This is a genomic window from Grimontia sp. SpTr1, assembly GCF_947387585.1.
GTDB lineage: Bacteria > Pseudomonadota > Gammaproteobacteria > Enterobacterales > Vibrionaceae > Enterovibrio > Enterovibrio indicus.
Genome location: NZ_CANDOD010000004.1, coordinates 112,927 through 137,950 on the forward strand (window position 1 = coordinate 112,927; position 25,024 = coordinate 137,950).

Annotated in this window: 24 protein-coding genes; 8 read left to right on the forward strand and 16 right to left on the reverse strand. The window is 48.6% G+C overall.

The features are described from left to right. The first annotated feature begins 107 nt into the window (after positions 1–107). The 3 genes from QL223_RS09035 (at position 108) to QL223_RS09045 (ending at position 2,080) form a co-directional block, all read left to right on the forward strand. The gene (locus QL223_RS09035) at positions 108–1,025 is read left to right on the forward strand and encodes a cation transporter (RefSeq protein WP_281544535.1); all 918 of its coding nucleotides are present in this window, start codon (positions 108–110) and stop codon (positions 1,023–1,025) included. A 129-nt stretch (positions 1,026–1,154) separates the two neighbouring features. After that, on the forward strand, positions 1,155–1,403 hold the full coding sequence (locus QL223_RS09040) for a DUF3297 family protein (protein WP_002536576.1): 249 nt from the start codon (positions 1,155–1,157) through the stop codon (positions 1,401–1,403). Positions 1,404–1,597: 194 nt separating this feature from the next. Further along, on the forward strand, positions 1,598–2,080 hold the full coding sequence (locus tag QL223_RS09045) for a DUF1456 family protein (protein WP_002536577.1): 483 nt from the start codon (positions 1,598–1,600) through the stop codon (positions 2,078–2,080). A 48-nt stretch (positions 2,081–2,128) separates the two neighbouring features. On the opposite strand, the gene QL223_RS09050 is transcribed toward QL223_RS09045, so the two are convergent. The 6 genes from QL223_RS09050 to QL223_RS09075 all read right to left on the reverse strand — a co-directional run bounded on the left by QL223_RS09050 (position 2,129) and on the right by QL223_RS09075 (position 8,842). Then, positions 2,129–2,584 carry a GNAT family N-acetyltransferase gene (locus QL223_RS09050; protein WP_039849623.1) on the reverse strand — a complete coding sequence of 152 codons (456 nt, stop codon included), beginning with the start codon at positions 2,582–2,584 and terminating at the stop codon, positions 2,129–2,131. Positions 2,585–2,779: 195 nt separating this feature from the next. Next, positions 2,780–4,018, reverse strand: a complete 1,239-nt coding sequence (locus QL223_RS09055; protein WP_281544536.1) for a DEAD/DEAH box helicase — start codon at positions 4,016–4,018, stop codon at positions 2,780–2,782. 150 nt (positions 4,019–4,168) lie between these two features. Continuing rightward, the gene (locus QL223_RS09060; protein ID WP_002536580.1) at positions 4,169–5,221 is read right to left on the reverse strand and encodes a DctP family TRAP transporter solute-binding subunit; all 1,053 of its coding nucleotides are present in this window, start codon (positions 5,219–5,221) and stop codon (positions 4,169–4,171) included. Positions 5,222–5,292: 71 nt separating this feature from the next. Continuing rightward, positions 5,293–6,567, reverse strand: coding sequence for a TRAP transporter large permease (locus tag QL223_RS09065; RefSeq protein ID WP_281544537.1), 1,275 nt, complete (start codon positions 6,565–6,567; stop codon positions 5,293–5,295). Further along, entirely contained in the window at positions 6,567–7,109 is a 543-nt protein-coding gene (locus QL223_RS09070) for a TRAP transporter small permease (RefSeq protein WP_281544538.1), read from the reverse strand. The genes QL223_RS09065 and QL223_RS09070 overlap by 1 nt, the downstream gene beginning before the upstream one ends. Positions 7,110–7,564: 455 nt before the next feature. Continuing rightward, positions 7,565–8,842: an amino acid deaminase gene (locus QL223_RS09075; protein WP_281544539.1), complete on the reverse strand. Its 1,278-nt coding sequence runs from the start codon at positions 8,840–8,842 to the stop codon at positions 7,565–7,567. A gap of 165 nt (positions 8,843–9,007) precedes the next feature. On the opposite strand from QL223_RS09075, the gene QL223_RS09080 reads away from it, so the two are divergent. Genes QL223_RS09080 through QL223_RS09100 form a run of 5 tightly spaced genes read left to right on the forward strand, consistent with a single transcriptional unit; the run spans position 9,008 to position 13,385 of the window. Further along, entirely contained in the window at positions 9,008–9,871 is an 864-nt protein-coding gene (locus QL223_RS09080) for a MurR/RpiR family transcriptional regulator (RefSeq protein ID WP_281544540.1), read from the forward strand. Positions 9,872–9,891: 20 nt separating this feature from the next. Continuing rightward, positions 9,892–11,367 (forward strand): D-aminoacylase, encoded by a 1,476-nt coding sequence (locus QL223_RS09085; RefSeq protein ID WP_281544541.1) that lies wholly within the window; start codon positions 9,892–9,894, stop codon positions 11,365–11,367. Next, on the forward strand, positions 11,364–11,756 hold the full coding sequence (locus tag QL223_RS09090; protein WP_002536588.1) for a RidA family protein: 393 nt from the start codon (positions 11,364–11,366) through the stop codon (positions 11,754–11,756). The genes QL223_RS09085 and QL223_RS09090 overlap by 4 nt, the downstream gene beginning before the upstream one ends. Before the next feature lie 20 nt (positions 11,757–11,776). Beyond that, complete coding sequence (locus QL223_RS09095; RefSeq protein WP_281544542.1) at positions 11,777–12,730, forward strand: sugar kinase; 954 nt, start codon at positions 11,777–11,779, stop codon at positions 12,728–12,730. A 25-nt stretch (positions 12,731–12,755) separates the two neighbouring features. Further along, positions 12,756–13,385 carry a bifunctional 4-hydroxy-2-oxoglutarate aldolase/2-dehydro-3-deoxy-phosphogluconate aldolase gene (locus QL223_RS09100; RefSeq protein ID WP_002536591.1) on the forward strand — a complete coding sequence of 210 codons (630 nt, stop codon included), beginning with the start codon at positions 12,756–12,758 and terminating at the stop codon, positions 13,383–13,385. A 4-nt stretch (positions 13,386–13,389) separates the two neighbouring features. Here QL223_RS09100 and QL223_RS09105 read toward each other — a convergent pair whose 3' ends face one another. The 10 genes from QL223_RS09105 to QL223_RS09150 form a co-directional block, all read right to left on the reverse strand. After that, positions 13,390–13,566 carry a DEAD/DEAH box helicase gene (locus QL223_RS09105; RefSeq protein WP_002536593.1) on the reverse strand — a complete coding sequence of 59 codons (177 nt, stop codon included), beginning with the start codon at positions 13,564–13,566 and terminating at the stop codon, positions 13,390–13,392. Between the two features lie 226 nt (positions 13,567–13,792). Beyond that, a complete protein-coding gene (locus QL223_RS09110) occupies positions 13,793–14,191 on the reverse strand; it encodes a VOC family protein (RefSeq protein WP_281544543.1) in 399 nt (132 codons plus the stop codon). Positions 14,192–14,239: 48 nt separating this feature from the next. Continuing rightward, positions 14,240–15,055, reverse strand: a complete 816-nt coding sequence (locus QL223_RS09115) for a helix-turn-helix domain-containing protein (RefSeq protein ID WP_002536597.1) — start codon at positions 15,053–15,055, stop codon at positions 14,240–14,242. A 261-nt stretch (positions 15,056–15,316) separates the two neighbouring features. Next, complete coding sequence (locus QL223_RS09120) at positions 15,317–18,514, reverse strand: efflux RND transporter permease subunit (protein WP_281544544.1); 3,198 nt, start codon at positions 18,512–18,514, stop codon at positions 15,317–15,319. Continuing rightward, complete coding sequence (locus QL223_RS09125; RefSeq protein WP_002536600.1) at positions 18,511–19,626, reverse strand: hypothetical protein; 1,116 nt, start codon at positions 19,624–19,626, stop codon at positions 18,511–18,513. The genes QL223_RS09120 and QL223_RS09125 overlap by 4 nt, the downstream gene beginning before the upstream one ends. Further along, on the reverse strand, positions 19,623–21,212 hold the full coding sequence (locus QL223_RS09130) for a class I adenylate-forming enzyme family protein (protein WP_002536602.1): 1,590 nt from the start codon (positions 21,210–21,212) through the stop codon (positions 19,623–19,625). The genes QL223_RS09125 and QL223_RS09130 overlap by 4 nt, the downstream gene beginning before the upstream one ends. Next, positions 21,209–22,522: an MATE family efflux transporter gene (locus QL223_RS09135; protein WP_281544545.1), complete on the reverse strand. Its 1,314-nt coding sequence runs from the start codon at positions 22,520–22,522 to the stop codon at positions 21,209–21,211. The genes QL223_RS09130 and QL223_RS09135 overlap by 4 nt, the downstream gene beginning before the upstream one ends. Then, a complete protein-coding gene (locus QL223_RS09140) occupies positions 22,519–23,631 on the reverse strand; it encodes an acyl-CoA dehydrogenase family protein (protein WP_002536605.1) in 1,113 nt (370 codons plus the stop codon). Before QL223_RS09140 ends, QL223_RS09135 begins: the two co-directional genes overlap by 4 nt. Continuing rightward, entirely contained in the window at positions 23,628–24,230 is a 603-nt protein-coding gene (locus QL223_RS09145) for a hypothetical protein (RefSeq protein ID WP_281544546.1), read from the reverse strand. Before QL223_RS09145 ends, QL223_RS09140 begins: the two co-directional genes overlap by 4 nt. Next, complete coding sequence (locus QL223_RS09150; RefSeq protein WP_239643943.1) at positions 24,230–24,985, reverse strand: hypothetical protein; 756 nt, start codon at positions 24,983–24,985, stop codon at positions 24,230–24,232. The genes QL223_RS09145 and QL223_RS09150 overlap by 1 nt, the downstream gene beginning before the upstream one ends. Positions 24,986–25,024 lie beyond the last annotated feature (39 nt).

Here is a 25,024-nt window from a genome sequence, read left to right on the forward strand (position 1 = left end):
GCAAGAACAAACCTGTCTTCTGGCTCACTTACCAGACGGAAAATACCACCCTCGGCAACTACAACTGATGAAGGATGCAAAGAAGTGAGTCGATAGGGCGGACACTTATGAAAGACACTGCGTTGATTGTCACTGAAGAAAGGGCACTGAAAGTCAGTATTATGGCTAATTTGGTGATGGCATTTTCAGGATGGGTGACCTATTACCTCTCAGGCTCTGAAGCGTTGCTACTGGACGGTAACCTTTCTTTTATCCTTTTTCTTTCTTCAATTGTTGCCCTTCGCCTGACCCGCGTTAAAGCGCTGGTGACGGACGACTTTCCTTTTGGAAAATTTGCTGGCGAGTCCATGTATACCCTGTTCAAAGGCATCATGATCCTTGGTGTGTTGCTCTCTTCTATCACAACCAACATTGGCAAAATCTTTGGCTACATAGAAGGGGAGCCGACGCCTCCGCTAGTGATAGGGCCGATCATGATTTATACCCTGGCCATGGTGGCGATATGTCTGGGACTGGCGTTTTACTACCGAAATGAAAACAAAAAAGTGCAATACAACAGTATGTTACTGGATGCGGAGGCAAAGTCTTCGCTGGTGGATGGCGTACTTTCTGCGGCAATTGGTATTGCGCTGATTGCCATTATCTTCGTGGATATTCAGGGGGCGTGGGGTTTTCTGCATTACATTGGAGATGCCATTGTTGTGGTGCTGCTGGGGATAGCGATGATGCCACAGCCTGCTGATCTAATACGGTGCGCGTTTCATGAGTTAATGGGTGGTAGCCTTAAAGATGAAGATGAGCAGCGTGAAATCGATACAACCATTCGTCAGCTGCTCAGCGCAAGGGACATTCAATGCAAAGAACTACTGGCGATGAAAGTCGGCAGTAGTTACCTCATCATCGTGTGCTTCACCGCGGAAGTGTTTAAACACAAAAGCGATGATTTGGTGATAGTACGGAAAGAGATCCTCGATAGCCTCTGTAAAACACGTAGTTTCGTCGACTTAGAGTTGGTGCTGGATTGAATAGATCCAGCCATCACGATGCAAACCATTCATTTTCGGCGACATGAAATCAGTGCAATGATGCCGATTGAGCTAGAGCCCATCTATGTTCTACAATGGCGCACTTTCAAATGACATCAGGTCAATATAATGAACGACACAACTTCAAAGCCAGCGCTGCCAGACCACCTTTCTGGTAACCCACGTAGCCCACACTTTGTGGAAGAATGCTTCCAGCACGACATCGGCATTCGCTTCAACGGTAAAGAGCGTACTGATGTTGAGGAGTACTGCATCAGCGAAGGTTGGATCAAAATTCCTTCACCTAAAGCACTGGATCGTCGTGGCCAGCCATTGCTGATCACACTGAAAGGCACGGTTGAAGCTTACTACATCTAGGCCTTCAAACGTCGCAAGACACTGATTCAAAAGAACGAGAGTCCAAGGTCACTTGGGCTCTCTTTTTTTCCTGTAAAACAGGGGTTGTACGCGGGATGATTCCCTTAGGTGCAAGCCTGGAACTCTGATAGACTCCCCCGCCTCTCCGGTAAATCGTGTTGATTACGCCGGACCACCTAAGACTAGGATCTGCTTTGACCAATAATGATATCTTGCGCCGCATTCGCTATACCTTCGACTTTAAAGACAAAGAAGTTGTGGAAATTTTCGCGCTGGCTGATGTAACCGTGACGCTTGAACAAGTGGCGGCTTGGATGAAAAGAGATGAAGACGAAGCGTTCGTGCAAATGAACAGCATCGAGCTTTCTTCTTTTCTGAACGGTTTGATCAACCTAAAACGCGGTAAACGCGACGGTGAACAACCTCAGCCTGATGCCCATCTGAGCAACAACATGGTGTTTCAGAAGCTGCGTATTGCGCTGAACCTGAAAGCGGAAGATATTTTGGAGATCCTGGAACTGGCGAACTTCCGCTTAAGCAAGCATGAACTGAGTGCTTTTTTCCGCAAGCCTGACAATAAACACTACCGTCAGTGTAAAGACCAGATCCTGCGTAATTTCCTGATGGGTGTGCAGCTAAAACTACGCCCTGAAGATCAGACTGAATACCAAGACTGATTGCTAATCCAAACAAAGCCCGGTTATCCGGGCTTTGTTTTTGGCACGTTAGGTAGATTTCGCGTTATCCAATGTATGGACAGTGACATGGAACTTTTCATTACCTGGCATGCGGCCGCTGGCGATACCTGTTTCAATAAACCCAACAGATTGATAGAAATTTAGCGCAGTAATATTCCCTTTTAACACTTCAATTGAGAAAGTACGTGCAGGTGAGCCAATCACGGCATTGACCAATGCTTTGCCGACACCACGACGATAAGCTGTGGGATCAACGTACAACCACGCGATCTCTTCATCATCATGTGCGATAAACCCGACAACCTGATCATTATCCTCTGCAACCAGTAGGCGATAATCAAAGAGGTCTTCGTTTTTTGCAGCGATTTCCAGTGGTATGAAAGCATCTTCAAGTGATGCCCCTCGAAGCTCATCCAGGCGAGCCAAGTCATGAATCTCGCAAAGGCGAGACCAATCGTTTTCCGAATATTCCCGAACTATCATGTGTTTTATCAAGTTTCCAATTAATGCCGAGGTGCCGCACAAAAACACTTTTTGTAGTCTTGCCAGCATGGAAGGAAGGGGCTTTATAGCACCGTTTTATCGGTGCTCTGTGAGATGGCGTGCCAAAATGCGACTAAGTGAGTGCTTTCTGTTTAAGACCGTACTATCTGCTTGGGGATAGACGTGGAAGCAAATCTAGCTCCGCGTTTTCGGTTTGAATTGTTTGATGGAGCGCTTGCTGTTGCTGCGACGGTTGGCTTTCTTGTCGCGAGGCGGACGTTTGCGCTCGCTGTTGATGCCTTCTGTTGCAGGTTGGTCAGTCACTGGGAATCCTTCAAGCGAAAGCAGTTCCAATGGTCTTCCTGTTAATTTGCGAATAGCGTTCAGGGCATCAGTTTCGCCATGGCAAACCAAAGAGAGCGCCAGACCATTTTCGCCAGCACGGGCGGTACGGCCAACGCGGTGAACATAGACAGGCGCGTTCGGTGGTAAATCAGCATTGATCACCACAGGCAGCGCGTCGATATGAATGCCGCGGGAAAGCAGGTCAGTAGAAACCAGAACGTTCACTTTCTTGGCTTTAAAAGCGGCCAGAGTTTGTTCGCGTGCCGTTTGATCTTTATCGCCATGAAGCGCCGCCACTGACATTCCAGCTTTGGTGAGTTTCTTCGCCAGAGCATCGGCATTACCGCGTTCACCGACAAACACCAATACCTGCTTCCAGCCATGTTGTTTGATCAGCGAAATCAACGCCTGCGCTTTACTGCCTTTGTTGACGAGATAAAGGCGTTCTTCAATCTCTTCCACCACACTGTTTTTCTGGTGTGCTTCTATTCGCACAGGCTTAAAGAGCATAGACGCGGCGGCAGACTCCAGTGCTTGCGGCATAGTGGCTGAAAACAGGAGAGTTTGTCGCTTCGCTGGCAGCGCAGAAATCAGGCGCTGAACGTCAGGCCAGAAACCCATTTCCAACAGACGGTCTGCTTCATCAAGCGCCCAGAGCTTCAAGGCGTGGAGCGAGACTTCTTCTTTGTCGATGAAATCAAGCAGGCGACCTGGCGTTGCCACGATAAGTTGTGGTTTGTCCGCCAGCTCTTTGAGCTGGTTTTCAGGCGCGACGCCGCCACAAAGCATCACGGTCTTGATGCCCATGGGTGTGGCTATTTCATCAATCGCTTTGATGACCTGAGCGGCCAGTTCGCGTGTTGGAACCAGCACCAAAGCCTGAATGTCTTTCTGGCTTGGATTGGTGCGATCAAGCATTGGCAGACTGAATGCCAGCGTCTTGCCGCTACCTGTTTGCGCTAGTGCAATCACATCGCTGCCTTTCAGTGTGACTGGAATGGCTTTTTCCTGAATCAGGGTTGGGGAAGAGAGCGCTTCAGGCAGTGCAGCCAGCAAAGCAGGAGAGAGGTTCAACGATGAAAAAGTCATGGGCAGTCACAATGTGATGGAAAAGGTGGCGAAGTCTACCAGCCAGTCTATGAAAATTGTACGAAAAGCGGTTTGATTTTTTTGCACAGACAGTGGGAAAAGAGAAAAGCAGGCATCGGAAGAAGTGAGTATGCCTGCTTTGTGGTCATGCTATTGCAGATAGACGCTCTGGTTGGCTTTATCAACTTCGGCGAGGAACAGTTCTAGGAGTTCAGTGCCTTTATCGCCATGGGTTTCTTTAATGTATTCAATCACGCCTGGCTGGGTCGCATTGCGCATAGCCTGACGTTGATCATCACTCAAGGCATTCACTTTCATTTTCGCTTTCAGGCCATCCAGACCACGGTCATTGGAGGCTTCAATCAGTCTCGCCAGTCCCCGGTTTGAGCTCAGGGCAATTTCTACCGCATCAGACACAATGGCCTGTTGCTCCGGTGTGAGTCCGTCATAGAAATCTTTGTTGATCATAAAGGTGTATGGGGCAAACAGGTGATTGGTGAGCGTCAGGTAACCCTGCACTTCATTGAATTTGGCAAATGACACTGTCGGGATTGGGTTCATTTGACCATCAATCACGCCGGTTTGCAGTGAGGAGTAAACTTCACCCCAAGCCAGTGGATAAGCTTCTGCACCCAAAGACTGAATGATCTTCTGGTGGGTCGGCAAGGTCATAGTACGGATACGTAACCCTTTAAAATCCTCCAGTGACTCAAGAGGGCGCTTGGAGTTGGTGACGGAAAAGAAGCCGCCGGTATCAGGGAAGCCTAGTACTTTGACGTCTTTCAGCTCACCTTCAATATCTCTCGCCAGTGTTTGGCCGAACTTGCCGTCAAACACTTCATAGGTGGCTGCGTTGCTTGAGAATGCAAAAGGTACGTCAAGTACACCGATACGTGGGTAGTAACCAGCGAGAGGCCCGACAGGCGCTAACGTGCCCTGCAATTGACCATCACGCACCATCTGGATGTGCTCTTTTGCAGAACCTAGCTGGTTACTAGGGAAAACCTGCACTTTGATTTCACCATTGGTGGCAGTTTCAACAATGTTTTTAAATACGCCAGTGAATGCGTGTGCCGGGTTTTCCATGATGTCCGCTTTATTGTCATGCCCGATACGGAGCACCTTTTCTGCCATGGCAAACGGTGCGGACAGAAGGCTGGCAGCAAGTGCTGCGGCGACAAGAGATTTGTTGATGTGTTTCATAATCACTCCATTGTTATGTTTGCTTCCATGAGCATTCGTAGAAACGAAAACCCATTGAATGGTTGCGAGGGCTAGTAGCCAAGCAATCTGGGTATGTACAGCACCACGTCGGGTGAATAAGCGATAAAGAACAGTAAGAGCAGTTGGCCGATGAGAAACGGCATTAACTCTTTGGAAATCCCTTCAATCTTTGCCCCTGTCACTGAGGACAGGACAAACAGACAGGCACCTATCGGTGGGGTCATTAAAGAGACATTAAGTGCGAGGACAAAGATGATGCCCGCGTGAAGTGGATCCAGACCAATTTCCATCGTTAATGGAACCAGAATTGGCGCAAGGATAACCAGCATGACGTTGATATCCATCAGCATGCCGATGGTTAGCAGCAGCAGGATGATCAGCGCCAGGATGACATTTGGATTGTCAGAGAGAGAGATGAAGAAATCTGCAATCATCTGTGGAATTTGGTTGAAGCTCAGCCACCACCCCAAAATGGAAGCCGAACCAATGATGAGGTAAATCACCCCAGAGATTTGGGCGGTTCGCACTATCATGTGATAGAAGGCATTCAAGGAGAGATTGCGATAGACAAAGGTGCCGATGATGAGCGCATAAGCCACGGCGATAGAGGCGGCTTCTGTTGGGGTCACGATACCGAAAACAATGCCACCCAGAATAATCACAGGCATCAATAAAGCGAGGGCGGATTGACGAAACAGCACCAGTACCTGCCTCAAAGAGGCGCGTTGCTGATTTTTCGGTAAGCCTTTGCGCTTACCCATGGAAGCAATGATCGCCATACAGACGAAACATACCAAGAGCCCGGGCAGGATGCCGGTTGCAAACAGGCCACCGATCGACACACCCATCAGTGAGCCATAGACGACCATAATGCCAGACGGTGGAATGGTGGGACCAATAATGGAGCCCGCTGCAGTAACGGCACAGGCGTAATCTTTGGTATAGCCTTCCTTTTCCATTGCAGGAACCAGTGTGCGCCCAAAAGCAGCAGCGTCTGCTGTGGCTGAGCCTGTTATCCCTGAGAAAAAGACCGAGGCCAACATATTCGAATGTGCCAGCCCGCCCCTAAAGTGTCCCACCAATGCCTGCGCCAAAAATACCAGACGGCTGGTGATGCCGGTGTGGTTCATGATCTCTCCCGCCAGAATGAAAAATGGCATGGCGAGAAAAGGGAAAATATTTAATCCATTGAAAATCTTGCTGGGTGCCAGCGAGGTGAAGTGTGAGCCACCAATCTCGTACATACCTACAAGGCCTGCAACGCCCAGAGCGATTGCAATCGGAGCACCCAAAAACATCAGGAAAAAAAAGAGTGAAGCGACCATTAGATATCCTCCTGCTGTGGTAGATGTGACGTTTGGTATTCACCTGATAAGACAGCGAAGAGGTCTTCTAAAAACACCAGAAATGCCTGGAGTGCAGCAAGCGCAAACGTGACGGGAATTGCGGCGTAGGCATAGGCCATAGGCATACCGAATACCGTTGAAAGCTGGCTTGCGCCTTTTTCCGCAAAGGTAATGCCCAGATAGCAGATGTAGGCAAAAAAGGAGGCGGTTAGCGCGCTCAAGGTGACCTGAAGGATAAGCCTCAACCTGTCAGGAAGCCGGTCGGCAATAAAAGTCAGCCCCATGTGTTCGCGGTTGGCGGTGCAACAGGGAACTGCCATCAAAATGGCCCAAATCATAATGTAACGGGCGAGCTCTTCCACCCACCCAAGCTGGAGTTTCAACCAGTAACGATCCAGCACGCCGAGCCAGACATCCAGAATCAGTATGATCATGAGAACAGCGACGACAAATTGGTTGATTTTATATAAGCGGCCTTTGATGGCTGTGATAGTTCGAAGTAGTGATTCAGGGGTTTTCATGATGCGTCCCTATTCATGAAAGAAGGCACTGTTGATTGCTAAGTGAACAAAACCTTAATGCTGGAATGTGTTTTTAGCCGTGATGTACATCGCAAAAATATTAATGTGTGATAGTTTCTAACATAAATGGTGGTGGGCAATGTTAGTTGATTGTTTTTATTAATTTTTATGTTGTTTCATGGCTTTTTCGCCTGCTTGTAACCTGAAAAAGTAACATCGTCGAAGTGATGGAATTTAAAGCGATGAAGGGGAAGAAAGCGCTGCCGGCGTCGAAAAATAACATGGCCGAATTAAGGGGAATTTCCTGCGAAAATGTGATCTTCGTTGTTCTTTTGATCGGCCGATAATTGATGGGGAGAGATGATCAGCCAGATGCTGTCTGGCTTTGTCCAATCGGACTCTGCGTAATATGCAGAGCCCGTTGTTAGCTGGCGAATGGGTAAGTTATCGATATATCAGAAGTAAGTGGTTATCCACTTAGTTATCGTGTCAGGCTCCGTTTCCACACCAATATATCGCCATTTGTCGAAGGTGAGGCAAGGGTGGGAGGTCGAAAATACCAATATATCCCCAACTTGTAGCGTGTCTTCCTGCATGACTTCGAGGAAGAGGTGTTGATCCATAATATCTGTCGATGTGAGCTCAGGGAGAGGCAGTGGTTGACCATCCCGATAAAGTCTTATTGCTCTAGGTAGACCGGCATCAAACGCAACGTCGCGCTTACCTAACCCGATAATAGCTTTATCTTTCTCTGGTACTGAAATGACGTGGGCATACAGGGTCAGTGCGGAAACCAAATCCCCATCCAAACGACAGGCTGTGCTTCCGTCCCGTTGAGCCCTTTCCATGACGGCGTTTTGGGCCTCCAGATAGATCCCATCATCATGGATGAGATAACAGCCAGGACGAATAATGGTCGTCAGCCTTGTCTTCCCGGTAAACGCTTCTGCTACCACGTCATACCACGCCGACCCTGCACCGGTCACAATAGGCTTATCAAGCGCAGAAAGGGGAATGAGGGATTCTGCTAGTGTCACTGCCCCAGATATAAACTCCCTGACTGCAGGTTCTACATCATCGCTTTCATGTTCTGCATGAATCACACCTTCATAAAACTCAATACCCGCAAACTGAAGATGGGAAGAGTGGGCGATGTATTCTGCCAACGCTTTTACCTGCTCGTGGGTGCGGCATCCACAACGGCCACCTGGTACACCTAATTCCACCAACATTGTGACCTGCAGATTTCTGGCATTCGCAGCCGACTGCCACTGTTCTGCCAGATATTGGCTGTCGATACACGGATATATCTCAATGCGATAGTGTTCGATGATATCCAACACGGCATTGATGTTTGCTAATCCAACGATTTGATTAGCCAGAATAATTCGCTTGGCTCCCGCTTCCGCAGCCACTTGTGCCTGAGCGGGGGTGGCGAGTGTCAGCCCCCATGCCCCCTGTTCTATTTGGGCCTTAAACAGCTGGGGAGACATCGTGGTTTTGCCGTGCGGGGCGAGCAATACCTCGCTTTGATTGGCAAAGCGCTGCATCCAATGGGCATTGTGCGTGATGGCTGTTTCTGAAACGACAGCAGCGGGTAAAGGAATGTCGGTAAAGAGGGAGTATTTGCCTTCAGGCTTTGTCCTCAATGGAACGCCTTTTGCCCCTTTTTCAAAAGAGAGCGTGTCCAAGGTGTGATAATAACTATCAAAAAAACTCTTTATTTCCGACATAACCTCATCCTCTTAACATGCCGTTGAGCTATGGTGGTGCGTGGGTTTTGGATGATATATAATTTTCTCCATGTTGGAAACTATCAAACAAATGCGATGTTATTGTGCGTGTAATCACTTTCTCGACACGTGCCAATCGCTAGGATATTGCTCGAGGTAATCGGAATGACGATGGAAGTAGACATCCTTTCGCAGATATCACAGCGCTTTGACGCTTTGCGAGATGCTGAAAAGAAAGTGGCTAAGTGCGTTATGGATAATCTGGCGGGTGCGGCGAGCGCAAGCATCACCGAACTGGCAGAAGAAGCGCAGGTCAGCGAAGCCACCATTACTCGCTTTGCCAAGGCTGTTGGCTGCAAAAACGTGCGTGATTTGAAGATGAAGCTGGCTCAGTCCCTTGCTGTTGGTCAAAGGTTCATCATTGATCCGGTGGAGCAGACTGGGATTCAGGGGGTTTATGAGTCCGTGAAACAGTCGATGGATGCTAATCGTAAGCTGCTGGATGAAAAAGACATCGAGAAAGCCGTGAACTGGCTGCACGGAGCCAGACAGATCATCAGTGTTGGCATGGGTGGCGGCTCCACCATGATTTCCCAGGAACTACAGCACAGACTTTTTCGTTTGGGTTATGCCATTACCGCCTATCACGATGGATTGCTGACGCGCATGGTGGCGGCAACAGCAGACAGCAGTGATGTCATGGTGATCATGTCAACGACGGGGTATACGCCCGGCATTCTGGATGCCGCGCAGTTAGCTAAAAAATACGACCTCAAGGTGATTGCTATCACCCAGGCGGATTCGCCACTGGCAGAGATAGGCGATTTGGTGTTGCCGATTACGACTCAGGAAACGGATTTTATTTATAAACCTTCGGCTTCCCGTTACGCGATGTTGGCGCTGGTGGACGTGATTTCCATGCAGTTGGCCGTCACTCACAAACGACGTTCGCGTGACAAGCTCAGAAGACTAAAACTGGCGTTAGATTCTTACCGGGGCGGCGGAGACAGGCAACCTTTGGGAGACTGAGGCCAAACAATGAGACCACTATGAGATACGACAGTGTAATTAAGGGTGCGACGATCATTGATGGCCAGAACCAGCCTCCTTATGTGGCTGACGTGGCGATCATTGATGATGAAATTGTGGCGATAGGCCAGCTTGATACTTCCAACGCAGACGTGATCGTCAATGCTCGCGGTCTGGTACTCAGTCCCGGCTTTATTGATGTGCATACGCATGATGACACCAATGTGATCCGTATGCCTGAGTGTGTGCCCAAGATCTCTCAGGGTGTGACGACAACGATTGTGGGCAACTGCGGGATCAGTGCATCTCCGGCAGTACTGAAAGCAGCACCACCCGATCCGATGAATCTGCTCGGGGAACAAAAAGACTTCAAGTATCCAACGTTTGCCAGCTATGTTGAGGCAGTTAATCACGCCCAACCTGCGGTGAACGTGGCGGCATTAGTGGGACATACCACGTTGCGAAACAACGTGATGGATGACCTTTACCGTACCGCCACAACAGAGGAAATTGAGGCGATGAGAAAAGCGCTTGAGCAAGCGCTTGAGGAAGGAGCCCTGGGGTTAAGCACTGGCCTTGCCTATGCCAGTGCCAAGAGCTGTGAAGAAAGCGAAGTACTGGCGTTAACGCAAGAGCTTTCGCGGTTCAATGCTATCTACACGACTCACCTGCGCACTGAGTTTGAAGGTATTTTGGATGCCATGGATGAAGCTTTCCGTGTTGGCATGGCAGCCAAAGTCCCAGTGGTGATTTCTCACCTTAAGTGTGCAGGCGCTGGCAACTGGGGACGCACCGTTGAAGTCCTGAAAAAAATGGATAAGGCTCGCCAATCACAGGATGTCGGCTGTGACTGTTATCCCTACACGGCCAGCTCCTCCACGCTTGATTTAAAGCAGGTGACTGATGAATATCCCATCTTTATCACCTGGTCTGATCCTCATCCTGAATTGGCAGGGCAGATGCTCTCCCACATTGCTGATGATCTCAATCTCAGCCTGATGGAAACTGCCAAGAAGCTTCAGCCTGCAGGCGCGGTATACCACAACATGGATGCTCAAGATGTGGAACGCGTTCTTCAGTACCCTCTCACCATGATTGGTTCGGATGGGCTGCCAAATGATCCTCACCCTCACCCTCGATTGTGGGGGGCGTTTCCCAGAGTTCTTGGCTATTACTGCCGAGAGCGGAAACTGTTTCCGCTCTCGACGGCCATTCACAAAATGACAAGCTTGTCAGCGCAGCGTTTCAATCTCACCAAACGTGGCGAAATCAAAGTGGGTTACTTTGCTGATTTGGTGTTATTCAACCCGGACGAAATTATTGATACCGCCAATTTTCATCAACCCAAGCAGGTTGCAAAAGGCATTCAGACTGTCTGGGTCAACGGAAAAATCAGTTACCAACTATCAACAGGGGTTCAGGGACGACATGGCCGTTTTCTGCGGCGCAAAATTACCGAACCCGCTAACAACCAAATAATGGAGATGAATTCATGACAATTAAAAGATATGGCGCAGAAGGCGGCACGGGTACTGGTGGGCAACATCTGCCTTTTTCCCGCGCGACTGAAGCGGGTGGTTTTCTTTATGTGTCCGGCCAAACCCCGATGATAGATGGCGAAGTGGTGGAAGGCGGTATTGTTGACCAATCCCGTTTGGCTATTCAGAACTGTGTCGACATCATGGAAGAGGCGGGTTACACACTGGCTGATGTGGTGCACGTGAAAGTGGTACTGACAGACTCGCGCTATTTCCAGTCTTTCAATAAAGTCTTTAGAGAGTTCTTTGGTGAACATCCTCCTGCACGTATCTGTATGGTGTGTGATCTGGTGGTAGATGTGAAAGTCGAAGTCGATGTGACCTGCTACCGAGCAGATCGCGCCTGACCTGATACCGTGCCGAGTCAATGGAAATGAATAAGCAAAGTTATCACGTTGCACTGGTGGGTGAATGTATGGTGGAGCTCAGTGGGGAGCCACTTTCGCGATCCTACGGCGGCGATACCCTCAATACTGCGCTCTACCTAAGCCGCCTATTGTCAAAGGATCAAGTGACAGTCAGCTACGCTACTGCACTCGGTGAAGACGCCATTAGCGATGAGATGCAGCAAAACTGGCAGAGTGAAGGGATTGCGACCGGACTGGTTTCACGTCTACCCGGAAAAATGCCGGGTTTATATCTCGTGGAAACAGACCCTCAGGGTGAACGTACGTTTCACTATTGGCGCAGTGACAGTGCTGCTAAACGCTATTTTGAAGATATTTCTCCGCTTGAGAAAATCATCAAAGGTGAAGGGTTGGACCTGCTGTACTTCAGCGGTATCAGCGTTGCTATTCTACCCATTGAAGGTCGAAATAAACTTCTGTCACTCATCCACGAAGCCCGGCGTCAGGGTGCAACCATAGTGTTTGATAACAACTATCGCCCCCGGCTTTGGCAGTGTGGAGAAGTTCAGGACTGGTATGGCGAGTGTTTGCGTGTAACCGATCTGGCGCTGATCACTCAAGATGATGACGAAGCGGTTTGGGGGGATCAGGACATAGCAACCCGCTGCCAAGCTTTTGGCTGTCAGGAAGTGGTGATCAAGCGTGGCGCTGAACCCTGCTCAGTCGTGACGGATTTGCAGAGCGCAGAACCCCAGCAGTTTTCCATTGCGGGTGAAAGCGTCGAGCGTGTGGTTGATACCTGTGCGGCGGGAGACTCATTTGCTGCTGGCTATCTGGCAGGATATATCAAGCAATGGCCAATCCAGAGACGGGTCGCGCTGGCACACAAATTAGCCGCTACAGTCATTCAGTATCCCGGTGCGGTGATAGAAAAATCCGCCATGCCAGATACATCAGTATTCGAATCAACATAAACAGGACATTTTCAGGAGCCCACCTGTGAGCACAACAATCTTTAATGAACTGGCGAAATATAAAGTCGTACCGGTTATTCAAATTGATGACATCAAACATGCGGAGCCTTTAGCAAAAGCGCTGGTAGAAAATGGCCTTCCGGTAGCCGAAGTCACCTTCCGCACTGATGTGGCAGCCGAAGCCATCAAAATTATGCGTGAAAGCCAGCCAGATTTGCTGGTGGGCGCAGGCACTGTGCTTACCACAAAACAGGCGGATGACGCGCTGGCCGCGGGCGCCATGTTTGCGGTTGCACCGGGCTTAAACCCGAATACGGTGAAACACTGTCAGGAGATTGGTCTTCCTATGGTGTCAGGGGTCAACAACCCAAGCCAAATTGAACAGGCACTGGAACTGGGAATGAACTTTGTGAAGTTTTTCCCTGCCGAAGCCTCAGGGGGTGTTGCGATGGTGAAAGCGCTGTTAGCGCCTTACCGTGATATTCAGATGATGCCAACAGGTGGGATCAGCCCCAAAAACGTCAAAGATTATCTAAGTATTGACCGCGTGGTTTGTTGCGGTGGAACCTGGATGGTACCAGGGTCGCTGATGAAAGAGGGCGATTGGGATGGACTCGGTAGGCTAATCAGTGAAGCTGTTGCTTTGGTTGAGTAAGCTGCTATGTAACGCTCAAAAATGCCAGCGTCTTGCTGCTACCTGTTTGTGCAAGGGCAATCACATCGCTGCCTTTCAAAGTGACTGGAATGGCTTTTTCCTGAATCAGGGTTGGGGACGAGAGCGCTTCAGGTAGCGCAGCAAGTAAAGCAGGAGAGAGATTCAACGATGAAAAAGTCATGGGCAGTCACAATGAGATTGGAAAGGTGGCGAAGTCTAACAGTGAGTCGCCAGAAATTGTACGAAAAGCTGTTTGATTTTGTCACGCGGTAGGAGGGGAAGAGAAAAGCAGGTACCGAAAAAAGTGGAGATACCTGCTTTTTGCTATTCCTGTAAACGGTCTGGCTAGATTGCATTTCGCTTGGCTAGATAGTGATCATCGCTCAAAGCATTCACTTTCAACTGCGTTATTGGCCTTCCATATGTACATGCTGAACGATATCCAATCGGATCCCTGCTGGGTCTTCAACCATAAAGTGGATTTGCCCCCATATCTCCTCTTTAAGCGTCATTGCAATGGGCAAATTCAGCTCTTTCGCGGCCGCATATGCTTTCGCTGCATCTTGGACTTCCAGAGATACGACGTATCCTTCCGGATTCATAATAGGATGAAGAAACGTCGGTTGGCTGGCATGTTCAGGCATTAGAAAGCCAAGCTGAACGCCAGAGCTAGGGGAGACAAGATGCAGGTAAAATGTGTCGTCATAAAATACAGCATTGAACCCAAAAACGGTTTCATAAAAACGCTTAACGGCTTCGAGCTCTGAAGTCACCATCACCGGGAACATGGCATTAATTTCTATCATAGTTTCTCTCCTGAAAACGAATGTGTGTTGAACAGAAGTGAGTATGTGTTATCGGCGATTCCGACGATTGTATAAAACGGACATTCGCTTAAATTCTTGTGGTGTTAGGCCAGAGAACCTTTTGAACTCGCGGATAAAGTGGGATTGGTCGTAATAGTGTGCCGCCCAGGATGATGCGCCTTGGTTTTCTTGAGTCAGCTGTTTAACTGTTTTCTGAAATCTCAAAACACTAGAGAAAGACTTTGGGGACATCCCCAAATGAAGTTGTGTCAGCCGCCTTAGCTGTCTAGCGGAAACGCCAAACTCGGCGCATTGCTTATCCGAAAGTTGAATAACAGATTCAGTATTGTGGAGGCAATAGCGGATGAAGCTAACCAAGCGTCGGTCTATCGAAGGGTACTTCACCTCTCTCAGCAAAGCCGTTCCAACATATTTGCATCTTTCATTAAACGAGGTAGTGCGTTGAAGACCTTCAAACACCTCCATGAAAACTGATGGCGACACGAGTTCGAGGGATCGCGTATCAGGTGTTACTGCATCCCACTCCCCGATAGGGTGCGGAATGAGACCTTGATTTGCCAGTACGCGAAATCTGATACCAAAGTAACTGACAGGCCCAGAGAGCGGGAACTCGATTGAGGAAAGAAAGGGCGAGACGATGACGTTGTCGTCGATATCTCCAACATTAATGATCCAGTCGACGCAATTGTCGGGCATGCTTCGATAGAAATGCTCGCCGAAGGGAACATCTAACTGCCAAAAGCTATGTATCCAGTGACTCAGAGGAGGAGGAGGCACATAGGCTTTATAAGCGTTTTGAAGAGTGACAGACCCTTGTGCAGGTTGATAGTCGATATCAAGCAATACTCGCTGCCTCTGTTATGAATGTGCTTCACTTTTTATATCACAGGCATTTAGGTTGGGGCTGCTTTGTCCTGACTTACTTCCGTTTCATCAATAATGTGGGAGATTGCGCTCGATAACCCGGAAGGTGCTGCAATAGTGATTCAATCCATTGAAACTCTTGCTTGATAAGCATAGACGATGGGAATTCGAGTGAAACCAAAGCACCAGCTGATAGCTGGTGCTCAACTAATTTTATTGGTACCCATTTTTCTTTAGTACTTAACTTACTGTTTTTATTGCTTGCTGGGTAAGAGAAACCTCGGCATCCCCCTCCTGCTTTGTGGATTTTCGAAACAGAAGACCTCGGTACAAAATTTTTGGCAAGCTCAACATAACCAGAGGAACGAAATAGAGAACGGTGATGAATGAGATGGTCATACAGAACACAATGACCACGGCGATATTGTATTTCGCGACGGCGCCAAAATTGAACTGAAATATTAGTGGGAGCACGCCGAGGATCAGTGAGAATGAGGTCATAAACACCGCATTGAAGCGCTTTGCACATCCCTGAATGATGGCTTCTTTCATGGAGGCTTCTTGTCCATTCTCCTTTGCCAGCCTGAGTACTTCATACACCATGATCACGGCTTGCTTGGACGACAAACCCACAGCGGTCAAAATAGACAGGCGGGTGTAGATGTTGTCACTAAGCCCGAACAAGTCGAGGGCAATATAACCTGAGAAGTAGGTGATAGGTACGGTGGAAACCATGATGATGATCGGAGCTACCAGTGAATCAAACAGCACGGTGAGGAGAAGGAAAATCAGAATCAGAGAGAACAGGGTGATCTGAACGTGTTCTGTGACCGATTTAGAAATTGAGCGACTCGAACCTAACAACGTAATGTTGTGCTCGGGGACTCCTTTCGAAATCAGAATGTTTTTCAGGGTCTCGATGGCTTCGTATTTATTTGCACCCGACAAGGTTATCCCGCGAATTTGAACGCTAGGTAATCCATTGGTTTTATTGATGTCTCTTGGCTCGAAAGAAGGCTCGACCCGTTGAATGGCACTCTTCATAATTTGGCGGCTGCCATCGTCATACAGTGTGTAGTCATCAACCCAAGTCATTTGAGGCATTGGCGCGGCTCGGTTATAGCTTGACTCGGAAATACCAAGATAGACTTTCACATTGTCGTTAGCGTGGGGTGTTTTTCCTATGTAATTGGGCTGAGCAAAGGCGGCAATTAATGAAGCAAAGTAGCGATTTTCGGCACTGCCATACGTTGATGTATCTACAAGCGTTTCGATATTGAACTGGTTAGAAACGTACTTGGCGTCATGGATAAGAAACTCGTAGAGACCCGTCGCCCGAGCCTCACCAAGCGCCTTCTCTACTTTTTCCAAAATCTCTTCGGTGTCACTCCCCATCACGGCAATATCAATCGGAAAAGTTGAAGCACCGGGTATGTCTGTCGGAAGTATGACAAACGAGCGGCTGAGTGTTTCAGATGCCAGCAGTGACGCCAGACTCTCTGATTGTTTGACCAACATATTGTTTCTCTGAGGATTCTCGCTGAATTGTTGAAGGAGACTATTCAAATCTCCGAACAAGCCCTCAGAAGATGTTTCGTACTCAGGCTCTTTCAGACGCACGTAGTGAGTGATCATGTTGCTGTCTGGCACACCTGTGACATAGTTTGTCGATTCAACCCAAGGCAGACTTAGTACTTTCTCGGTCAGGGCGTTCGCTTGCTGCTGCACCTCGATAGATGTCGCATTTGGACTCACTTCGCTCAGTACCATCAGTAAGCGCTTGTCTTCTGGCGGCGCGACTTCATTGTTTGTGTTCTGCCAAGAAAGGTAACCGAAGGCCAGAATACCTAGCAATGCAAAGGCCATCGTCGCACGAAAACCGCGGCTTTCCGCAAACCAAACGAGTGAATGACGATAACTGCGCATGACCGGGTTTTGGTAAGGCGCAGACTTTCCATTTTCGTTTCGGACGAATCGGGAGGGCAAGAGCTTGGGAGTGACCAGCACAGAAACAAACAGCGAGCAGAGTAGTGCAATTGAAATGGACAAACCAAACTCCTTGCTGACAACACTGTAATCTGCACTGGAGAAGATGTAAGGCAAGTAGACAACAACCAGTGTGAGGGTGATGGCGACCAACACCATCATGATGGCTCTGAGATTGTTAAGTTGACGGTTCCCCGCTCTCGTTTTGTCTGACCCCTGATTTTGAAGATAGTCTGTGACCACAATAGAGTCATCAACCACCAAACCGATAGCGATAATCAATGCAGTGATCGTAATGAGGTTTATTGAATCCAGTGACACTGAAAAGAAAGCGAAGGCCAGCAGCAATGAAAGAGGAATGGAAAGCGAAATAGCAAGGGCTGATGCTGCGGAACGTGTAGTGAAATACACAATCAAACAAGTGACGACGACGGAAAGGATAATGGATATCAACGTCTCCTTAATAGAGCCGTAAAGCATCACCGTGCTGTCCATGATTTCCTGTACCTTTAAATCAGGCTCGTTCTGCAAGAATGTGGTGATCATTTGCTTCACGTCACCGGCGACAGAGAGCGGGTTGTCTCTTCCATCAAAAGTCGCCAGAAGTACAACGCCATCTTTATCATTGAATTGTGCCTTAACCCTTGTGTACTCGTTATCTACACGGAAATTGGCGATATCAGAGAGGGTATGAATTCCTTCAGAATGGCTGTCTTCAATACGCAGTGTCGCCATCTTCTGAATGCCGTTGTTTACCTCTTTATGATGGAAAATCTCGTAATTCTCGCCATCAACCAGATAGCTGGCAGGCTGGGAAAACGCATTGCGTACTGCGTCATAAACCTGATTTAAAGCGAGGCCAGATGCATTGAGTTTGTCCTGATCGATATCGATGTAAATGGCATCACTTGGGCCATACAAGGCAACAGACTGGATACCTGGCAAGCTGCGGAGGATAGGTGTGATTTCAGTTTCCAGCAGTCGGCTCACCAGTGCATCTGAGCGAGATGAAGAAGTAAACACGTAACCCAGGTCAGGTGCATAATCGCCTTCATCGAGGCCAGAGGTCAGCTCATCCAGATTGTTTTGAACCATAGTACTGTTCGTCAGCGCATTACTGATGTCTCTTGCAACGGCATCAATATCCACGCTCTTGTCGAACTTTCCGGTGACGCGAAGGGTGTTGTTTCCAACCGTTAGACGGGTGTATTCGAGCCCGTCCTGGGATGCAAAAATATCTTCAATATCGCTGGCAACGTGTGTGGCGATGTATTTGGCAGGCTTATCGAAAAACTGCGCAGAGACAAAAATACTGCTGCTGCGCGAGTAAGGGAAAGAGGTGAGAGTGGCGAACTTCAGCGCTGCCAAACCACAGAGGGTGATGAGCAACATCAAAATGATGTAACCCATCTTTGAGTCAAAATACCGTTGTAGCGGTGATTGCGCCTTCATCGAACCATCCCCACTAGTTGTTGAGTGTCATTGTTGTCAGCTTTGGGCTGAGGTTTTACGCGCACAAGTTCGTTATCGAGTAGCTTAAAAGAGCCCGCTGTCGCAATGCGATCACCTGCGCTTAAACCGCTTTCCACTTCTAATATGCCATCGTCATACCAATGCACCTGAACATAAGCCTTGTTGACACGTCGACCTTTGAGTTTGAAAACATAAAATCCCTTGTAATCGAGATGAACATATTTGTTCTCGAGGAAAATCCCTTGCTCAGACTGGTAGAAGGGCAGGCTGGCTGTGCAGCGCTGGAATAGTGAACGGTTGGACATTGCTTTGACGTTGTCATTACCTTCATATGTATGGCTGACATTGCCGTAAAGCTTCACAAACTCGCCATTGTCTTCCGGCTCGAAGTGGCTGTAGTTGGCCATTGCCATCTGTCTTCTATCGTCAACGGATTGAAGTGGAATTTCGTTTTCCAAGGCCAACGACGAGAAAATGTGCAGCGGGATACGGGACGTAAACTCGAACGAACTGTTGCTGTAAAACGTAAGAACAGATACGCCAGGTACCACTCGGTCGTGCATTTTTACGCTTGGCGTTTCGAACACACCATCTTCCGGCGCATAAAACTTGAAGGATTTAAATAAAGCGGTTTGGTAGTCCACCTCTGCCCGGAGGTTATCCACTTCCAGTTGGAGTTGGTCCATCTCTTGTCTGGATTGCTTCACACTAAGCGAGCGGTAACGCTTGAGGTTGAGTGCCGCCAAGCGCAGATTGTTCTTCGCGACTTGATAGGCGTAGCGAACCGACTCATTTTCGATTTCTAACAATAACTCGCCCTTTTTCACCTGGTGTCCGCCTTTGCGCACATAAATCACTTCGCCTTCCACTTTTGGTGCGATGTGATAGATGTGTTGGGGCGCAATCATGCATGACGATTGATAAACCTTGTGACGTTGTTGCTGACGAACTGTCAGACTTTCAACTGTTTTAAGTTGGAAGCCAGCAGGTATCTCCGTCTCCGAGGTTTTCTTTTTTACACCAGCCAGCGCATCAGAAGCGGTAGAGGCCAGCACCAACAAAGGAAGAAAAAGGGCGAGTTTATTGTTCATAGTGTTTCCGCTACCTGTCGTTGTGGTTCACGGGATACAGGCTCTGGCATACGCAGGCCCTCGTATTTACCTTGCTTGAGGTATTGCTTGTTGTGCTTTCCGTTGTCGTTGATAGGAATGTCAATCAAGCGCTCAATCCGTTTTGGCAAGTGGGAAGAGAGGGCTGAGCGTTTCTGCAGACGTTCACGCACTGCTTCGTCGGATAAGGTTTTGCCGATTTCTTCGACGATAAATGCAGTAATGTCGAGGGATTTTGCATCCACCAAAATACAGGCATCTCGGATTTCAGGTTGAGACTTCAACCACTGCTCATGTTCTTTGCAGGAGTACTTCAAACCATCAATCTTGAACACTTCATCTTTACGCCCGCTGAGATACAGGTAACCATCGCTATCCATACGGCCATAATCACCGGTGGCGAGTTTCTTCTGGCGGTCATTTTCATCAAAGAAGATGGCTTTGCGCGTTGCTTCAGGATTGTCGAGGTATTCCGTCATGACGTGCGGGCCAGACACCACAATCTGACCTTCTTCACCATAGGGAACGGGTTGGTTGTTATCATCTAAGATCTCGATGCGTGTGCCGGGAATGGCAACGCCAACACTTTCCGGTTTGTTGGCATATTCATCAGGGTGAAGCCAAGTGGTGCGTTTGCACTCAGTCAGGCCATACATAGAGAAGAAGCGGCAGTTTGGAAAAACAGCCTGCATGTAATCGACTTCTCCACGGTGGATAGCTTCACCTGTGTTAGTGATTGTGGTGACAGACTCGAACTGACTCTTGCTGCCAAACTGCTTGATGAGACGGGCCATGGAGGGAACGATAGGGAAGTGTGTGGCGGATATCTTCTGGATCTCCATCAGATTTTTCTGGGGGATCATGAACGAAGAGGTCAGGTAAGTGCGGCAACCTGTGAACAGTGGGAAAAGGATCTGATAAAAACCGTAGTCAAAGTTCAATGGCAACGCATTGTAAATCACATCATCACTGTCGACTTCCAGATACTCGGTGATCGACTGGGCGGCAAAACTGACATTGCCATAGCTCAGCGCTACGCCTTTCGAACGGCCAGTTGAACCGGAAGTGAAGAACACCAGGCCAATGTCGGTGGCTACCGGGGCACGCTGACGTTGTTGCGAAGAAACCTGAGTGTCATTAACACCGGTTGCGCGGTCATTGCGAAGCCAGGCTTGCGCATTGAACGCTTCTGTTTCGGCATCACGATAGTAACCAAACTGATACTGAGCGTTTTGAGCATGCTCAGGGGCGATGAGCAAAAGGTCGGCTTCGTACTGGTCGATAATCGACTGGTTTTTCACCTTGTCAGCACGCGCGTCAATATTGGCAAATAATACGCCGAGCTTGTTGGCAGCCAGTAGAAGCGGCATGGTGTTGATACCGCGACCGGCGACGTACAGCAATCTGTCACCCAATCCCAATCCGAGTGCTGATAGCGCGTTGGCATAGTCATCGGCTTTTTCCCGAAGGGTGGTAAACGTCCAGTCGTGTTGCGAATCACTCAAACAAATCTTGTTCGGATAGCGTTGCTGGATATCGATCAATTGGTGGTACAGCGTCGTTTTCATAAGGTCACACTCTGCATTTTTTGCATCAAATGGTATTCATAGCGAGAACGTCCGATCTCAAACAGGATGAAGATGGCAGACGCGAAGAACGCTACAGCGAGTAAGGTGTATAGTTCGGTGCTGGTGGTGCAGTAAGGGCGCACCAGTTCTATCAGTACAACTTCGCCGCCGAGATAGAGGAAGTTGTAGATAAAGGCACGGCGGGAGCGGAACGTTTGCTCCATGAACACTGTCATGCCGACGTAGGTAGAAAGCACCAGAAGTGCGGGTGCAATGATGCGGAGATATTCGGCACACTCAGCAGCAACGCTGGGCTCATTGATCAGCCATTGCGCAATCTGCTCACTGAAAATGAATACCGCCAGCAGTACCGGGATCTGATAAAGCAGTGAGTGAGTGACAAACTGCGTCACACTGTTTTTCAGCATGCTGTAATCATATTCCGCTGAGTGCTTGTTGAAGCGGATTGCCTGACTGACGCCGACGGCAATAGACAGCATGATGATGATGTTCTGCACGCGGGAGTAAAGCGGGAATGCAGAAGCAGCAGCATCACTGTATTGAAGCAGCACGTAGGTGATGTAGAACAACCAGGTAATCAGCAGCAGATAACTCGAGAAAATGGGTACAACAATGGTGAGTAACTGCTTGAATTGAGACCGCATCGCATCGAAGTAATGCATCACTCGGGGAGCCAGTAATTCGCGCAGTGTAGGTGATAGCGTTAACGTAATCGCCATCGACGCAATGGTTGAGCACACTGCTGCGTAGGGCATCGACATAACGCCGTGACCTTGCTTGGCAAAGAGGTAAATCAAGCTCAGTTGCAGCACATTGGCGATAACGACAATGCTGGTGGCGGTAGCGTTTTTCTCTTTTGCGAACAGACAGGTCGTGAGAACGGAAGAGAAGGTAATGAGCAGGAATGCCCCTGCCATTGCTGTCAGCAAATCGACAAAATCGAGGTAGGTGACAATTGGCAAGTCAAAGTAGGGACGAAGCATAGGAAGGGCTCCCCATGCTATCGCTGACAATACGCCAAACACACCCACAGCCATCGCCAACAGGGTAGCGAGTGCTCCATGAACCTCGTTCGACTTTGTATCCTCGTGACTGGATACCACAGGGAGTGCCCCCGCCCTCAACGCATCTGACAGGGAAGACAGGGTAAAACCGAACGGCATAAAGACCGTCAGGATCAACAGCGCCCGCTGGTCTTCCTGGCAGATAATCCACACCGCCAACAATTGCGTGACGAAAGTCGATGACGAGGAGGCAAAGATGGAGAGGGTTGAGACGATCTGTTTCATAGTCCTCTCCATGGGCTTTGATAGTCATTGCGCTTAAGGATGTTCACCAGATTGTGTTTCTGGATAACATGTGTACCTTCCATGAAGTCCACGCCATAGCTATCCCGCATAAACTTGCGAACGTGAGTAAAGCGATCTGACTGAAGTTTCTGATAGTGCGTGAACAGAAACGGACGGATTTGTTTCACGAAATCATCCAGCTCAATTTTTGCCATTGATGAATATGCCGTGTTGTCCGGTTCTTTATCGGCAGTGCGTGCTGCCGCAATGTTCATTTCGCGCATGCTGGCCAAGGTGGTGTTGAAGTGACGGCAGGTTTCCAGTGGAATACCGACCTCTTCACCATGTTCAAGCAGCAGATCAATGACTGCCTGCGCGTAGCCAATACTCAGTCCGACGACACAGGGGCGCATTTTGTTAAAGGTGCGGATCATTGAGAACAATCCACGTTCACAAGGGTGAAGATGTTCGCCCAACAGATTCTCACGGGGTATGGGCATGTTGTTGAAAGTCAGGTATGACAGACGCGCTCCGCGCATACAGTGTTGTTTGAGTAAGCGACGTTCTAGATGACCACTATTGATCATCTCTTTGGTCAGTAACGCCGCGCGAGTTGCGAGCGGGCTGCTGCCGGTTTTGAACAACACGACCCCCATTTCACCGCGGGCCCCGTTTCCGATAAGCCACTTTTCACCGTTTAAGACGTCGTTTTCCAGACGCGATTCCAGTCGCCCTGCATCACTGCCTTTGTTGGGTTCTGTGACAGCAAAAAACGTTCGGCAATCATGGGCTTTCAGGTAGTCATAAAACTGCGCTTTCTGCTCGTCAGAGCCCGCTTCATTTAAAATGACGCCTGATAGACTTGGGCCGGGAGAAAACAGCAGCGAACCCGGGTCTCCATACGAAAGCTGTTCGAACATGCGGACACGCTCTTCCGTGGTCATGGAAAAACTACTCAGCAGGAGTTTATCCAGCGCCGGATTACGGAAATCGGCTCCTGTCAGAACATCTTGATAGCTGTCTACCGCTGTTGATATTTCACGCAACCATTCAATATGGTCGGCGTATTTCTCGCCATAGGTCGCTTGATATCTGTCTAAATTCATCATCGCCAGTACTCCAGATCATTCAGCAGCAGCGCGAACTGCAGGTGTTGTTCCACACTTGCCCCTGCCAGAATGGAAATGCCACCCTGAAGGTTGGAAATGATGTTAGATGCAAGCATGGTGCGGTCAGCGAGCGGTGAGAGGGTTTCAGGAAGTGAATCCGCCACCATTTCAAGCTGAAAAAGAAAACGATGGTAATCAGCCACAGACAGGCTGACGTTTTCGATGTCGATCAGAGAGGTTTCTCCGACTTTTTTGGTTTTTAGACGTTTGATCAGGTGGCGGAAGTTATCGAGAGAGTCTTGATGAAAAAGGCTCACTGCTTCTTGAGTGAAAGCCTCCCAGCTTTGTTCCTCCAGGTGGGACGGGAGTGACTTGTTGGTTTTCGGCAGCTTCACAACACTGAAGTGCTTCAGTGATACCAGGTTTTCTAGCTCCCATGTATTTAGTGAAACAGAGGTGTCGAAGGATGAGCCCTGCGTGTCCAGAATCACATAGCTATGGTTTGCCAGTGAAAGCTTGGAGACGATGACGCCAGTGATATTTTCCTGATGCTGATATTCAACAGCAGCGCATTGGTTTTCGAAGTCGAGACAATACATTACAACGGCCTCAGCAAAGTAAGAGTTGTATTCAACGATTCGGCATCTTCATCAACAAATAGCCAAATTCCATGTCGAAATGATTCAGGATTATTTTGATATTCCGATATCAACTTCGGTAAGGTGTTGACGGAATATTCATTGGTAAGGTAATAGGCATTATCTAATAGATCTTTGGAGAGCTCCCCTCTATCAGTTAGATAGTCAATTTGCTTAAAAGCAGCACTATTCCGTTGCAGGAATAACACACAGTCTGACGTACTCAACTGGTGGTTAGCCAACAAATTAGTAATCATGTTGGATAATGCGAAGGTTTCTGAATAAATCGTATTTTCATTTAAATACTGAGAATCCAAAACCTTAAATAGCGCGCTGGTATTATCTGCCTGACTAACAAATAATGCCGAACCACTTGAATGATTTGGCATGAGATTATTGTCTGGGAGAAAACGGGGTACGGAAGTTTGTTCCATACCTACCAATATTTTCTTCCTGAGATCTGACTTTTCATCAGTATTAAACAGAATGTGAAGCGCGGTAGTTGTAGCAATAGATCCCACATCGCAGACATCGAGAATTTCGGCATCGAGATTGCTCTTCCAGAGGAAATATGTCGCGAAGGCAGAATAGTCTGGATCCCATTCCGGTGTCCAATAGCTAAAGGTGACGTCTGAGACATCAGGGAATTGCTCAAATGGCAATCCCTTGTCCAGCACATTATCAATAATATTGGTATAGCTATACTGGTCACCCATCAGAAAAGTCTCTTCAGACAGAGGCTTATCAGAGATTCG